The organism is Streptomyces sp. NPDC006259, assembly GCF_042870975.1.
Classification (GTDB): Bacteria; Actinomycetota; Actinomycetes; order Streptomycetales; family Streptomycetaceae; genus Streptomyces.
Genome location: NZ_JBIAHY010000001.1, coordinates 368,563 through 381,307, shown reverse-complemented (window position 1 = coordinate 381,307; position 12,745 = coordinate 368,563). Strand labels below are relative to the sequence as shown.

The 12,745-nt window shown below is 74.0% G+C and carries 12 protein-coding genes and 1 riboswitch; of the genes, 8 read left to right on the top strand and 4 right to left on the bottom strand.

The features are described 5' to 3' along the window. Position 1: 1 nt before the first annotated feature. Complete coding sequence (gene thiS / locus ACFYO5_RS01710; RefSeq protein WP_356558969.1) at positions 2 to 202, bottom strand: sulfur carrier protein ThiS; 201 nt, start codon at positions 200 to 202, stop codon at positions 2 to 4. Next, positions 199 to 1,362 carry a glycine oxidase ThiO gene (gene thiO / locus ACFYO5_RS01705; RefSeq protein WP_388702991.1) on the bottom strand — a complete coding sequence of 388 codons (1,164 nt, stop codon included), beginning with the start codon at positions 1,360 to 1,362 and terminating at the stop codon, positions 199 to 201. Before thiO ends, thiS begins: the two co-directional genes overlap by 4 nt. After that, a riboswitch (TPP riboswitch) is annotated at positions 1,360 to 1,471 on the bottom strand. Its footprint overlaps the gene before it by 3 nt. A gap of 344 nt (positions 1,472 to 1,815) precedes the next feature. Here thiO and ACFYO5_RS01700 point away from each other — a divergent pair. The 6 genes from ACFYO5_RS01700 (at position 1,816) to ACFYO5_RS01675 (ending at position 7,724) form a co-directional block, all read left to right on the top strand. Continuing rightward, entirely contained in the window at positions 1,816 to 2,835 is a 1,020-nt protein-coding gene (locus ACFYO5_RS01700; protein WP_388702989.1) for a PQQ-binding-like beta-propeller repeat protein, read from the top strand. 250 nt (positions 2,836 to 3,085) lie between these two features. After that, positions 3,086 to 4,294, top strand: coding sequence for an NAD(P)/FAD-dependent oxidoreductase (locus ACFYO5_RS01695; protein WP_388704684.1), 1,209 nt, complete (start codon positions 3,086 to 3,088; stop codon positions 4,292 to 4,294). A gap of 48 nt (positions 4,295 to 4,342) precedes the next feature. Beyond that, positions 4,343 to 4,708: an Rv2175c family DNA-binding protein gene (locus ACFYO5_RS01690; RefSeq protein WP_356558963.1), complete on the top strand. Its 366-nt coding sequence runs from the start codon at positions 4,343 to 4,345 to the stop codon at positions 4,706 to 4,708. 135 nt (positions 4,709 to 4,843) lie between these two features. Further along, a complete protein-coding gene (thiE, locus tag ACFYO5_RS01685) occupies positions 4,844 to 5,491 on the top strand; it encodes a thiamine phosphate synthase (RefSeq protein WP_356558961.1) in 648 nt (215 codons plus the stop codon). Positions 5,492 to 5,752: 261 nt separating this feature from the next. Next, positions 5,753 to 6,676 carry a methylenetetrahydrofolate reductase [NAD(P)H] gene (metF, locus tag ACFYO5_RS01680; protein WP_356558959.1) on the top strand — a complete coding sequence of 308 codons (924 nt, stop codon included), beginning with the start codon at positions 5,753 to 5,755 and terminating at the stop codon, positions 6,674 to 6,676. 55 nt (positions 6,677 to 6,731) lie between these two features. Further along, positions 6,732 to 7,724, top strand: a complete 993-nt coding sequence (locus tag ACFYO5_RS01675; protein ID WP_388702984.1) for a hypothetical protein — start codon at positions 6,732 to 6,734, stop codon at positions 7,722 to 7,724. A 54-nt stretch (positions 7,725 to 7,778) separates the two neighbouring features. Here the strand turns inward: ACFYO5_RS01675 and ACFYO5_RS01670 are convergent, their stop codons facing one another. Both ACFYO5_RS01670 and ACFYO5_RS01665 read right to left on the bottom strand, forming a co-directional pair. Continuing rightward, a complete protein-coding gene (locus tag ACFYO5_RS01670) occupies positions 7,779 to 9,302 on the bottom strand; it encodes a phytoene desaturase family protein (RefSeq protein ID WP_388702982.1) in 1,524 nt (507 codons plus the stop codon). Positions 9,303 to 9,982: 680 nt separating this feature from the next. After that, on the bottom strand, positions 9,983 to 10,609 hold the full coding sequence (locus tag ACFYO5_RS01665; RefSeq protein WP_356558953.1) for a TetR/AcrR family transcriptional regulator: 627 nt from the start codon (positions 10,607 to 10,609) through the stop codon (positions 9,983 to 9,985). A 339-nt stretch (positions 10,610 to 10,948) separates the two neighbouring features. Between ACFYO5_RS01665 and ACFYO5_RS01660 the strand changes: the two genes are divergently transcribed. Both ACFYO5_RS01660 and ACFYO5_RS01655 read left to right on the top strand, forming a co-directional pair. Next, positions 10,949 to 11,512, top strand: a complete 564-nt coding sequence (locus tag ACFYO5_RS01660) for an SAV_6107 family HEPN domain-containing protein (RefSeq protein WP_388702980.1) — start codon at positions 10,949 to 10,951, stop codon at positions 11,510 to 11,512. Between the two features lie 235 nt (positions 11,513 to 11,747). Then, positions 11,748 to 12,599 (top strand): methyltransferase, encoded by an 852-nt coding sequence (locus ACFYO5_RS01655; RefSeq protein WP_356558949.1) that lies wholly within the window; start codon positions 11,748 to 11,750, stop codon positions 12,597 to 12,599. Positions 12,600 to 12,745 lie beyond the last annotated feature (146 nt).

Here is a 12,745-nt window from a genome sequence, read left to right as displayed (position 1 = left end):
CTCAGCCTCCCTGGACGGCGGTGAGGACTTCCACGCGGTCTCCGTCGCTGAGGGCGGTGGCGGACCACCGCGCGCGGGGCACGACGGTTTCGTTGAGGGCGGCGGCCACGCCGGAGGGCGCCGGCGTCAGCGACCGTACGACGCTGTCGAGGGCCGTGCCGGGAGCGACCTCGCGCCGCTCGCCGTTCACCGAGATCTTCATGCGGGCTGCTCCGAGAGTGCGGCGGCGCGGAACCGTCCGGGCGTGAAGGGACGGGCCTCGTCGGGGAGTTCACCGGTGACCAGCGCATGCGCCATCGCGTCGCCGGTGACCGGTGTCAGCAGCACGCCGTTGCGATGGTGCCCGGTCGCCAGCAGCAGTCCGTCCAGCCCGGCCGGCCCGAGCAGCGGCGCGTTGTCCGGCGACCCGGGACGCAGCCCCGCGCGCGTCTCGGTGAGCGGGAGTTCGGTGATCCCGGGGACCAGTTCGTGGGCGTCCCGCAGCAGCTCGTACACGCCCCCGGCCGTCACCGTCGTGTCCCAGCCCAGTTCCTCGCTCGTGGCCCCGACGACCAGTTCGCCGTTCTCGCGCGGCACCAGGTAGACCTGGCTGCCGCGCACCACGGCCCGTACCGTCCGGGTCAGGAACGGGGCGTACGGCCGCGGCACCGTCAGCCGCAGCACCTGCCCCTTCACCGGCCGTACCGGCGGCACGGCCTCCGCGGGGACGCCCGCGAGCCGCCCGCTGAGGCTGCCCGCCGCGAGCACCACCTGTTCGGCGGCGAGCGTCGTACCCGCGCGCGTGCGGACCCCCGTGGCGCGCCCGGCCGACACGGTCAGCCGCTCGGCCCAGTCCCGGTGGAAGGTCACGCCGGTCCGTTCGCAGGCGGCCGTCAGCGCCGCCGCCAGCCGCCGCGGATCGATCTGGTGGTCCCCGTCCACCCGCAGTCCGCCCCGCACCCCGGGCGCGAGCATGGGTTCCAGCCGCCGGCACTCCCGCCCGGACAGCCACTCCGACGCGAGCCCCGACTGCCGTTGCAGAGCGTGCAGTTCCCGCAGATGGGCGCGGTCGTCGGCGTCCAGCGCGACGGCGAGGGTGCCGGACCGGCGGTAGCCGAGGTCGTGGCCGGTGAGTTCGGTCAGCTCGGCCACGAAGTCCGGGTAGCGGCGGGCCGATTCCAGGTTCAGGGCGAGCAGTGTCTGCTCGCCGTAGTGCAGTTCCGTGACGGCGGCGAGCATTCCGGCCGCCACCTGCGCGGCCCCGCGGCCCGGCTCCGGGTCCACCACCGCGGTGGCGAACCCGCGCTGCGCGGCTCGCCACGCGGTGACGAGTCCGATGATGCCGCCCCCGACGACGAGGACCCCTGACGTATGTGAGGACATGGGCGTCCAGCCCCTCCCTTCGCCGGCATGACCCGGATCAGGTTCGTACGGTCGGAGGCCGCCAGCCTCCCTCTCAGCCCGGTGCGTCCGGGCTCCCGCGAGTGCTCTTCGTCGGCCACCCTAGCCTCCCGCCGTCCGTCTCGGTAAGGGAGCCTCCGCCGGTGGCCCGCCGCCCGACGGCCCTGCTCCGGCCCTGCTCCGGCCCTGTTCCCGCCCGCTACGTCCGCCCGGGGCGCGACGGGAGGAGGTCGGGGGAGCGCCCTGTGGGGGCCGGTTGTGGGGTGGGCGCCCCGGACGACATGCCCAGCCGACGCCCGTGCGGGGGCCGCTCACGGGCGGGGGATCGTGGCGGTGCGTCGCCGTCCGGAGCCCTGCCCGGGGGTTCCGGGTATCTTCACGAGCCACGTCTGATCGCATCGGATTCGTCGGGGGGCAGGGATGGACGAGGACAGCGTGCCGGTATCCGCTTGGGGGCCCACTCGACGGCTGAGGGCTTTGCGGCCCGCGGGGAAAGCCGCCGAGGACAACAGCCGAGGCGGCACCTCCGAGGATGAACCGCTGGGCGGCTGGCTGATCGGCGAACTCGTCGTACGTGCCGACTTCGACCGGCTGCGGGCGTACGACATCGGTACCGGCACGGTCCGTTGGACCTGGCCCGTGCCGGACCGCGACGTGCTCCTGGCCGTCTCCCCGGACGCCCATGACGGCATCGCCCTGGTGCTGCATCTCGACGACGGGCGAACCGACGGGGGCCGGCCGAGAGTCGCGGCCGTCGACCTCGCCACAGGCAGCCGACTGTGGTCCCGGGACCATCACGGTCGTGACCTCGGCTACTTCCACCGCTCAACTCCGCACACGGCGTTGAGCGGCCGGCGCGTCGTCTCGGTGACGGACAGGCAAGTGGAGTCGGCTGCCCCCGAGGACGGCGCCACGCTCTGGCGCAGTCCGCTGCCGAGCGAGGCCCCGAAGGTCGATGCGTGGATCATGTGCGCCGATCCGGTGGTCGTCGTGAGCACGGAGCGTGGCAGGCGTGGCGAACGACGAGTCCTCGTCTTCGACGACAGCGGGAACGTGACGGCGTCGGTCTCCCTTCCCCCTCCGTACGAAAGGGTCGCCCTCCCCGCCGCCGTCGTGAACGAGATGCTCGTGGCCAAGCTGATCCACCCGGACGACTCGCCCGACGCCGATGAGCGGATCGGCGGCTTCGACCTGTCCACGGGCAAGCTCCGCTGGGAGCGGCGCCCGGGGCTCGGCGTCCACACCTTGCTTCCGCATCGCGGCATGCTTCTCCTGCTTCACTCGTTCGGCAACGGGATCACCGTGCTCGATGCCCGCGACGGCCGTGCCGTCGCCCGCCGCCGGTTGCGCGGACACGGTTCCGGTTCCGGGCTGCTCCGCGGAGCGGGCGACCGGTTCGCCGTGATCGGCCCCAGCGGCAGCCGCTCCCCCCTGCGGGTCTTCCACTGGCGCTGAGGCCAGGCCGGCCCACCGGGGGAGTCCGTTCGGCCCACGAGCGCTTCGATCGGCCTTGAGGACAGGGCGGGCACAGGCCCTCAGGGTGATCACCGAGAGCTACCGCTCCCTACGCGCCGGGCCCCGTGTCCGCGCCGCTGCCGGACGTCCCCAACGCGCCTGTCCGCGCGACCTTTAAGGTGATCGGGTGAACGCGACGCGGGAAGAAGACGGGCCGGCGGGGCGGCGGGTGGTCGTCGTGGGCGCGGGGATGGCCGGGGTGCAGACCGCCGTCGCCCTGCGCGAACAGGGTTTCGACGGCACGGTGGTCGTCATCGGCGCCGAGCCGCACCAGCCCTACGACCGGCCCCCGTTGTCCAAGGCCGTCCTGCTCGGCACGGCCGAACACTCGGCCTTCGACGTCGATTTCGAGAGCCTCGGCATCGAGCTGCGGCTGGGCGCCGAGGCTCTCGGCGTACGCCCCGCCGACCATGAACTCGACACCGGGTCCGGGCCCGTGCCGTACGACGTCCTCGTGCTCGCCACCGGCGCCGAACCGATCCGGCTGCCCGGCACCGAGGGCGTCCCCGGCGTGCATCTGCTGCGCACCCTGGACGACGCCGAACGGCTGCGGCCGGTGCTCGCCGACCGACACGACATCGTGGTCGTCGGAGCCGGCTGGATCGGCGCCGAGTTCGCCACCGCCGCGCGCGGGGCCGGCTGCGCGGTCACCGTCGTCGAGGCCGCGGACCGGCCGCTGGCCGGCGCCCTGCCCGCCGAGGTCGCCGCCCCGATGACCGCCTGGTACGCCGACAGCGGCACCGAACTGCGCACCCACGCGCGCGTGGAGCGCGTCGAGCCCGGCGCGGTCCTCCTCGACGACGGGTCCCGGCTGCCCGCCGACGCCGTCGTCGTCGGCATCGGCGCCCGCCCCGCCACGGCCTGGCTGAGCGGCTCGGGCATCGAACTGGGCCCGCGCGGCGAGGTCGTGGCCGACGCGGGTCTGCGCACCTCCGTGCCCGACGTGTACGCGGTCGGCGACTGCGCGTCCTTCCCCTCCGGGCGGTACGGCGAGCGGCTCCTCGTGCACCACTGGGACAACGCCCTCCAGGGCCCGCGCACGGTCGCCGCGAACGTCCTGGGCGCGGCCACCCGCGAGGCCCCCGCGGTCTACGACCCGGTCCCCTACTTCTGGTCGGAGCAGTTCGGCCGCTTCGTCCAGTACGCCGGCCACCACGCCGGCGCCGACACCACCCTGTGGCGCGGCGACCCCGCCGAACCGGCCTGGACGGTCTGCTGGCTGCGCGAGAACCGCCTGGTCGCCCTGTTGGCGGTGGGCCGCCCCCGCGACCTGGCGCAGGGCCGCCGGCTGATCGAGTCGGGCGCGCCGCTCAGCCCCGAGCTGGTTGTGGACCCGGCGACGCCGCTCAAAGCGGCGACGGTGCGCCCCGCGGGCCCCGGGGACGGCTCCACCCGCTGAGGGGAGGCTCGGTTACCGACTGTCGGTCCGGGATGGCAGTCTTGAGGGGTGACCGAGATTGACGCAAAGATCGATGCTCTCGTCCCCGCGTGGCTCACCCTGCCCGACATCGCGGAGATGCTCGATATCGACGTGGTACGTGCCCGGCAGCTGGTGAAGGACGGCCAGCTCATCGCCGTACGCCGGGGTGAGAACAGGGCGCTGCACGTCCCCGCCGCCTTCATCGACGAGGACAAGGTGGTCAAGGGCCTGTCCGGGACCCTGACCCTGCTGCGGGACGACGGCTTCTCGGACGAGGAGATGCTGGAGTGGCTGTTCACTCCCGACCCGTCCCTGCCCGGGACGCCGGCGCAGGCGCTGAGTGAGAATCGCGGCACGGAGGTGAAGCGCCGCGCCCAGGCGCTCGCCGTCTGAGCCGGAGATCCGATCGCTCCGCAGAGCCCCACAGGTTCGAACGACCCTCAGGTGCACGGACGCGGCCCGCCGCGGCCGTGCACCGCCGCCCCGGGGGAGGCCCGAGGCGCCACCGACCGCCCCGGGGGATCCCGCATGTCCGACACCGCCCGCTCCCAGCTCGCCGACGCCCGCCTGTATCTCTGCACGGACGCCCGTAGGGACCGGGGCGACCTCCCGGAGTTCCTGGACGCGGTTCTCGCGGGCGGCGTCGACATCGTGCAGCTGCGTGACAAGGGCATCGAGGCGGCCGAGGAGCTGGAGCACCTGGAGGTGTTCGCCGACGCCTGCGCCCGCCACGGCAGGCTGCTCGCGGTGAACGACCGGGCGGACGTCGCCCATGCCGCCGGCTCCGACGTCCTCCACCTCGGCCAGGGCGACCTGCCGGTCCCCGCGGCCCGCGCCGTCCTCGGCGACGGCGTCCTGATCGGCCGCTCGACGCACAGCGGGACGGAGGCGGACGCGGCGGCCGTCCAGGACGGCGTCGACTACTTCTGCACGGGCCCCTGCTGGCCCACGCCCACCAAGCCCGGCCGTCCGGCCCCGGGCCTCGGCCTGGTCCGTCACACCGCGGCGCTCGGCACCGAGCGCCCCTGGTTCGCGATCGGCGGCATCGACCTCGGCAACCTCGACGAGGTGCTGGAGGCGGGCGCCCGCCGTGTCGTCGTCGTGCGGGCGATCACGGAGGCCGACGATCCGGGTGCCGCGGCGGCGGAGTTCGCCAAGCGGCTGCGCGAGATCTGAGCCGGCCGCCCGGGCGCCGACCCGTTCGCCCGTCCCCTCGCCCGTCCCGGCTTCCCCTCCTCCTCCTTCCCCTTCCCTGCGGCCCCGTCTCTTTCCCCGTTACCGGCCGGCCCGCTGTCCTTCCCGGCCGGCCCCCTGTGCTTCCCCGGTGGGCACCCCGCGCGTCCCGCGTCCGTCCAAGGGATGGACAACAAGGAGACAATTCGGGCAAATTTCCGAGTTCTGGTGGGGGGAGGCCAGTCCCCTGGCTAACCTGCGGGTATGGCCCTTGGAACCGCATCCACCAGGACCGACCGCGCCCGCACTGTGCGTGACATCCTGGCCACCGGCAAGACGACGTACTCGTTCGAGTTCTACGCGCCGAAGACCTCCCAGGGTGAGCGGAGCCTGTGGAACGCGCTCCGGCGGGTCGAGGCGGTGGCTCCCGACTTCGTCTCCGTGACCTACGGCGCCGGCGGCACCACCCGGGCGACCACGGTCAAGGAAACGCAGCAGATCGTCGTCGACACCACCCTGACCCCGGTCGCGCACCTCACCGCCGTGGACCACTCCGTCGCCGAGCTGCGCAACATCATCGGCCAGTACGCCGACGCCGGCATCCGCAACATGCTCGCCGTGCGCGGCGACCCGCCCGGCGACCCCATGGGTGAGTGGGTGCCGCATCCGCAGGGCCTCACCTACGCCGCCGAACTGGTCCAGTTGATCAAGGAGTCGGGCGACTTCTGCGTCGGTGTCGCCGCCTTCCCCGAGATGCACCCGCGCTCCAGCGACTGGGACACGGACGTCGCCCGCTTCGTCGACAAGTGCCGGGCCGGCGCCGACTACGCCATCACGCAGATGTTCTTCGAGTCCGATTCCTACCTGCGACTGCGCGACCGGGTGTCGGCGGCCGGCTGCGCGACCCCGGTGATCCCCGAGATCCTGCCGGTGACGAGTGTGAAGATGCTGGAGAGGCTGCCCAAGCTCAGCAACGCCCACTTCCCGGCGGCCCTGAAAGAGCGGATCCTCACAGCCAAAGACGATCCGGCCGCTGTACGCTCCATTGGCATCGACTTCGCCACGGAGTTCTGCGCTCGGCTGCTCGCCGAGGGAGTGCCCGGACTGCACTTCATCACGCTCAACAACTCCACGGCGACGCTGGAAATCTACGAGAACCTGGGTCTGCACCACCCACCGCAGGCCTAGACCGGTCGCACCGACTTACGACACACTGCGTAGCGGCCACTGGAGAGGGGCGTACATGGGCTGGACGGTCCTCTACATCGCGTTCGGCATCGTCGCGCTGTGGCTGCTCGGTGAGGTGCTGCTCCAGTACAAGGCACGGCTGCGCTACCGGCTGCTCGCCTTCGGCGGCTTCCTCGGTGTCGTCGTCGGTGTCCTGATCCCGTCCGTCATCGTCATCGGTGTGGGTGCGGCCGCCTTCGCGGTCGGCCAGACGTACGTCACGCTGTCGTTCCGCCGGGGCTTCGCCGAGGGCTGGGCCGTCAGCCGCCCCGGCGACGACGGCAGCAAGCGCCGTCGCGGCCGGGGAGAGCGCCAGGACCCCAGCCTGGAGGTCTCCGGTCTGGAGGTCTCCGGCCCGGAGGCCGCCGAGGGCGGCCCCGACGCGTACGCCCAGGACGCGGACACCCCGTTCGGCGGCGACGGCGTCGCGTACGGCCAGGACAAGAACGCCTACGGCGACGAGGAGTACGACCGCGACGACGTGTTCACGCCCGCCGCGCGCAGCCCCGAGCCCACGCGGGCCGAGACCACCTCCGTCTACGAGCCGCAGCCCCTGCCCGACGACACCGGCTCCTACGGCGTCTACAGCGACACCGCCTACGCCTCCGCCACCCAGCCCCAGGACCAGTACGCGACCGCCGCCCAGGGCGCCGACCAGGGCTACGGCTACGACGGTTACTCCGGCTACGGCCAGCAGCAGTACGGCTACGACGCCTCCGGCGAGCAGCAGTACGCGGCCTACTCCGACCCCTACATCGGCACCCAGACCTACGGCGGCGGCTCCTACGACGCCGGGTACGACCAGCAGCAGTACGCGCAGCAGGGCTACGGCCAGGAGCAGTACGGCACCGGCGGCTACGACGGAGCCCCGGCCGGCGGCGTCTGGGTCCCGCAGCAGCGCAACACCGACGACCCGCTCGCCGGCGAACTCCCGCCCGAGCAGCCGTACCCCTACCAGGGCGACGGCCGGCAGCAGGGGAACGGATACGACGAGCAGTACCGCTTCTGACGGACGCTCACGGCCCGTGCCGTCGGCTCCGAGCGGTCCGGGGGAGGGCGGGGTTCACTGCGAGCCCCGGAATTCGGGTCCCTCCACGACGAGTCCGGACACCAGCGCGCCGGACATGCCCGCGTGCGGAAGCCCACCGCCCGGGTGCGACCAGCCGCCCACGGTGAACAGGCCCGGCACAGCGGTGGAGTTGGCCGGGTGCAGCAGCCGGCCCCCGGCCGCCGCCAGCGCGGGCGCGGGAACCGACCCGCCCTCCACCCCGGTCTCCTGCGCGATGTCCGCCGGGGTGCGCACCTCGCGCCACAGGACGCGGTCGCGCAGGCCGGGCACGGCGCGCTCGGCGGCGGAGAGCACCGCCTCCACCAGGTCGGTCCCCGGCTCGGTCCCGGCCGGGACGACGCAACTCAGCGTGACCGCCTCATGGGTGGGGTCCGGGACCAGACCGGCGTCATCGGGCCGCAGCACCGTGACCGTCGGCTCCGTGAGCGTCGGACGCGCGACCGACGCGGGCGCCGGGCCGAACAGGGCACGCAACTCGCCCTCGCGGTCCCGGGTGTGCACCACCGTCCGGTGTGCGGCCCCCTCCGGGCGCCCGCCGCGCAACGCCAGCAGCACGGTCAACCGGCTCGGCAGGCCCCGCTGCGGCGCGACCTCGCCCGGACCGTGCGGTGGCGGACCGGCCGCGCCGCCCGTCCCCGGCGCGATGACGAAGTCGGCCTCGGCCACATCGCCTCCCCCCGAGCCGTGAGCCTGGGAGGTGCCCCCGGCCAGCTCCACACCCGCGGCCCGGCCGTCCTTCTCCACGATCCGGGTGACCTCGGCGCCGAACACGAACTCGACCCGGCGGGCCAGGCATCTCTCGTACACCGCACGGGCCAGCTCGCGTACGCCACCGCGCACGGACCACATGCCGAAGGCGTGCTCCATGTACGGCAGCACGGCCGCGCTCGCCGGGGTGACCCGCGGATCGAGGCCGTACGCGAGCGCGTGGCTCTCCAGGAGGGCGACGAGGCGGGGGTCGCGCAGCTCCCAGGCGCCGACCTCGGCGAGCGTGCCGGCCCGGCGGGTGCGCAGCAGCCGCTTGTGCGGCACCGACGGATAGGGCTCCCGGTCGGCCAGCACGGACCAGTTCGGCCACAGCGGCTCCTCCAGGAGCGGGCGGCGCGTGCGGTCCCAGGCCTCGCGGGCCCGGACCAGGAAGTCGCCCCAGCGCTCGCCGGTGCCCGGACCGAGCGCCTCGTCCAGGGCGGAGACGACTCCCGCGCGCGAGGCGTTCGGCAGGGCGGCCCCGGTGCCGTCGGCGAAGACGTGCCGTGCCGACGGGTCGACCTGGACCAGCTCGACACAGGCCTCCAGGGGCTCCTTGCCGGTCTTGACGAAGAGATCACGCCAGACCGCCGGCAGAGTCAGCAGACCCGGTCCCGTGTCGAAGCAGAACCCGTCCCGCTCGAAACGGCGTACCGCACCGCCGTACGTCTCCGTACGTTCGTACACCGTCACCCGGTGGCCCGCGACGGCCAGCCGGGCGGCAGCCGCCAGCGCGCCCATCCCGGCGCCGATCACCGCAATCCGTGCCATGCCCGCGACTTTATCGGCCGCCACCGACAGTGACCGCGTCGCCCGCCCATCCGGCGGGCGGCCTGCGGCAGCACGCCCGCGATGATCGCCTCGGCCTCGGGTGGAAGATCACGAACGCCACGATCCCGCCGACCCCGGATCCTCGGCCAGGCCGATGACCAGATCACGCATAGGCGTCGACACGGCCGGCCCAGCCGCTCGTGAACACCGGAGGGAGGACGGACACGGGGGCGATCGTCACCAGCGGACGCCCGACGCCCTGGAGGCGGGCCCCCACGTCTGAGTAGGCGTACCTAGCCGCCGAGATGAGTACGCGCGCGGATGGGGGGCCACCTGCCCGAACGGCAGAGTGGAGCCCACGGAAAGGGGCCCGGTGCCGCACCGCCGACACGGGGCGGCGGAACGGCGCCGGTCCTGGACCGCTCCTTCCGCCGGCCCGGTCGGCGGAAGCGAGGCACGGGGGCACCCCGGGGGAACGACCGGACGGGGGATCACGGGGGATCACGGGGGAACGACCGGACGGGGGATCACGGGGGACGGGGGAGGGCACGGGGGACGGGGGAAATGGGGGAGCACCAGGAAGCGCCGGTTCGCGGCGGCACACGGGGGACGTGGCCGCGGCGGACCGGCGCTTCCCGGTGCGTGCCGGAGTACGCGTCCTCGCGTGCGTACGTGCGCCGCTAACGACGCCCGCTCACCCGTCCCTGGAGCAGCCGGGACAGCGCCGCGTGCACGTCGTCCAGGGACCGCTCCGGCTGGAAGGCCTGCCAGTCCAGCGCGGCCACCAGGACCATGCCGACCAGTGCGGCCGCGGTCAGCTGCACGTCGATCTCGTCACTGAACTCGCCGTTGTCGATGCCCTCCCGCAGCACGCCCTCGACGACGGCCACCGCCTGCTGCCGCACCACCATCAGCGTGGACTGCCAGGCCCGGTTGGTGCGCCACAGCTCGGCGACGTAGAGCTGGGTGAACGCCGGGTAGCGGTCGATGAAGACCAGGCCCGCCCGGATCATCGCGTCCAGCGCGTCGACCCGGTCGCCGCCCGCGCGTGCCGTGCCCTCGGCGGCCTCCCGCAGGGAGGCGGTGAGCAGCCCCACGCCGTGCCGCAGCAACTCCTCGAAGAGGACGGACTTGCTGGCGAAGTTGTAGTAGACGGTGCCCTTCGCGACGCCCGCCCGTTCGGCGATCTCGTCCACCGTGGTGGCGGAGAAGCCCTGTTCGGCGATGAGGGTGACGGCTGCCTCGTAGAGCTTCTGCCGGGTGGCCTCGCGGCGGGTGCGGCCGACCGGCGTGGTGGTGCTGTCCATGCCCCTGATTGTCACAGGAACCCGGCCCGCCGGAGGCCTCGGTCGCACGGTCACGGGGTCGGCTCCGGATGCGGCCGGTCCAGCGTCTGCGCGAGCAGCGGGCGGGACCGGCCGCATCCGGAGGCCTCGGCCGCGATCAGCGAGCCGTGTCCCGCCTCGGGACCGGCGTCCCGGAAGGCCCGCCCGCGCGCACCCCGGAGCCCGAAGCCGACTGACCCGAACTGTCGATCGACGTAAAAGACCAGGTCAGAACGGATTGTCAGTGGCATAGCTCACGATGGGCACATACGGCACCACCCGACAGGAGCGTGCCGTCACACAGACGACAGGAGGTTCGTCATGGCCAGCTCCCACGCAGCAGCCGCACGTCGGCGACGCGCCACCGGCCCTGCCCCCTCACCGACCGGCCCCGCGAGCGACGTGCACCCCGTGCTGCGCCGGGCCACGGCCCCGCCCGCCGCCCTCGACCTGCTCGCCCAGGCCCACGCCGGACTGGACGAGGCCACCGTCCTCGACATCCCCAACGAGCGGTACGCCACGGCCCACCTCGCCGCGCTGCGCACCGCCGCCGCCGTGCTCGCCGCGCGGGGACGCCCGGAGACCACCCCGCGACGCCGGGCCCGGATCAGGAGCGCGTGGGAAGTGCTCCCCGAGATCGCCCCCGAACTGACCGAGTGGTGCGCGCTGTTCGCCTCCGGAGCCCGGCGCCGCGCCCGCGCCGAGGCGGGCATCCAGGGCGCGGCCAGCCGCCGCGACGCCGACGACCTGATACGCGACGTGGCGGTGTTCCTCCGCCTCGTCGAACGCATGCTGGTCCTCCAGCCGGTCCTGCCCCAGCCTCGGCAGGAGGGCGACGAGCCGGACGGCCCGACCGCGGGGGCGGGGATGCCCGACGCGGGATGAGCGCTCGCCGCCGACGGGTCCGCGGCAGAACACCGGGAGACGCGCGGGCGCCCGTCCGGGCGCGGCCGGCGGTTCCAGGAGGCCCGCGACGTGCGCACCGCGGTGACCGGGCGCGGTGGCCGAGGCAATAAGGTGGAGGGCGCCTGAGCCTTCCCACAACCGCCCTCCGGGCCGGGAGGGCGCCCCGTTCGCTCCGCCGCGCAAGAGGCGGTGCCGCGCCGAGGAGTCAACTGCCGTGCCGGACCCCATGCGCCCGCCCGTCTCCCACCGCCACCCTCGGACGGCGTCGCCGCGCTCCGGTCCCTCCCGCCCCCGCGCCTCTCTCCGTACCGCCGTGGTCTGGGAGGTCCTCCAGGAAGCCCTCGACCGCCGGGTCAAGGCCACGGGCCGCGCATCGCTGGACGTCCTCGACACCGGAGGCGGCAGCGGCAACTTCGCGGTGCCCGTCGCCCGCCTCGGACACCGGGTCACCGTCGTCGACCCCAGCCCCAACGCGCTGTTCGCGCTGGAGCGCCGCGCCGCCGAGGCCGGAGTCGCCGACCGCGTGCAGGGCGTCCAGGGCGACGTCCACGGCCTCTTCGACGTGGTCCGGCGCGGCGGCTACGACGCCGTCCTGTGCCACGGCGTGCTGGAGTACGTCGACGATCCCGCCGACGGCGTCCGCAACGTGGTGGCCGCGCTGCGCCCCGAGGGCGTCCTCAGCCTGCTCGCCGCCGGACTCGGCGGAGCCGTGCTCGCCCGCGCCCTCGCCGGTCACTTCAAGGAGGCCCGGCAGGCCCTCACCGACCCGGACGGCCGATGGGGCGAGGGCGACCCCGTGCCGCACCGCTTCACCGCCGACCAGCTCACCGGACTGGTCGAGGGCGCGGGCCTCGCCGTGGGCGCCGTGCACGGGGTGCGGGTCTTCGCCGATCTCGTCCCCGGCGTGCTCGTGGACACCGAGCCCGGCGCCCTGGAGGCACTGCTGAAGCTGGAGGAGGCGGCGGCCGAACTGCCCGCCTTCCACTCGGTGGCGACACAGCTCCATGTGCTCGGTGAGACCCGAGGGACCGACGAGGCCCCGTCCCCGGCTGAGACGCCCCGCTGATCAGGTACGCGGCTGCACATGGAGTACGCCACAGGCCCCCCGTTCGGCCGAAGGGCGCCGTATGATCGAGGGAGACCGCCCGGCATGACGGGTCGGCCGCCGGGGAATGGAGTCTCCAGCGGGCCGAGACGTCCATGAAGGGCTCC

Bases quoted from the DNA above. Each gene is read 5' to 3' on its own strand.
- ACFYO5_RS01665 (WP_356558953.1), bottom strand. From the start codon at position 10,609: ATGGACAGCACCACCACGCCGGTCGGCCGCACCCGCCGCGAGGCCACC.
- thiE (WP_356558961.1), top strand. From the start codon at position 4,844: ATGTCCGACACCGCCCGCTCCCAGCTCGCCGACGCCCGCCTGTATCTC.
- ACFYO5_RS01675 (WP_388702984.1), top strand. From the start codon at position 6,732: ATGGGCTGGACGGTCCTCTACATCGCGTTCGGCATCGTCGCGCTGTGG.
- metF (WP_356558959.1), top strand. From the start codon at position 5,753: ATGGCCCTTGGAACCGCATCCACCAGGACCGACCGCGCCCGCACTGTG.
- ACFYO5_RS01695 (WP_388704684.1), top strand. From the start codon at position 3,086: ATGGCCGGGGTGCAGACCGCCGTCGCCCTGCGCGAACAGGGTTTCGAC.
- thiO (WP_388702991.1), bottom strand. From the start codon at position 1,362: ATGTCCTCACATACGTCAGGGGTCCTCGTCGTCGGGGGCGGCATCATC.
- ACFYO5_RS01670 (WP_388702982.1), bottom strand. From the start codon at position 9,302: ATGGCACGGATTGCGGTGATCGGCGCCGGGATGGGCGCGCTGGCGGCT.
- thiS (WP_356558969.1), bottom strand. From the start codon at position 202: ATGAAGATCTCGGTGAACGGCGAGCGGCGCGAGGTCGCTCCCGGCACG.
- ACFYO5_RS01660 (WP_388702980.1), top strand. From the start codon at position 10,949: ATGGCCAGCTCCCACGCAGCAGCCGCACGTCGGCGACGCGCCACCGGC.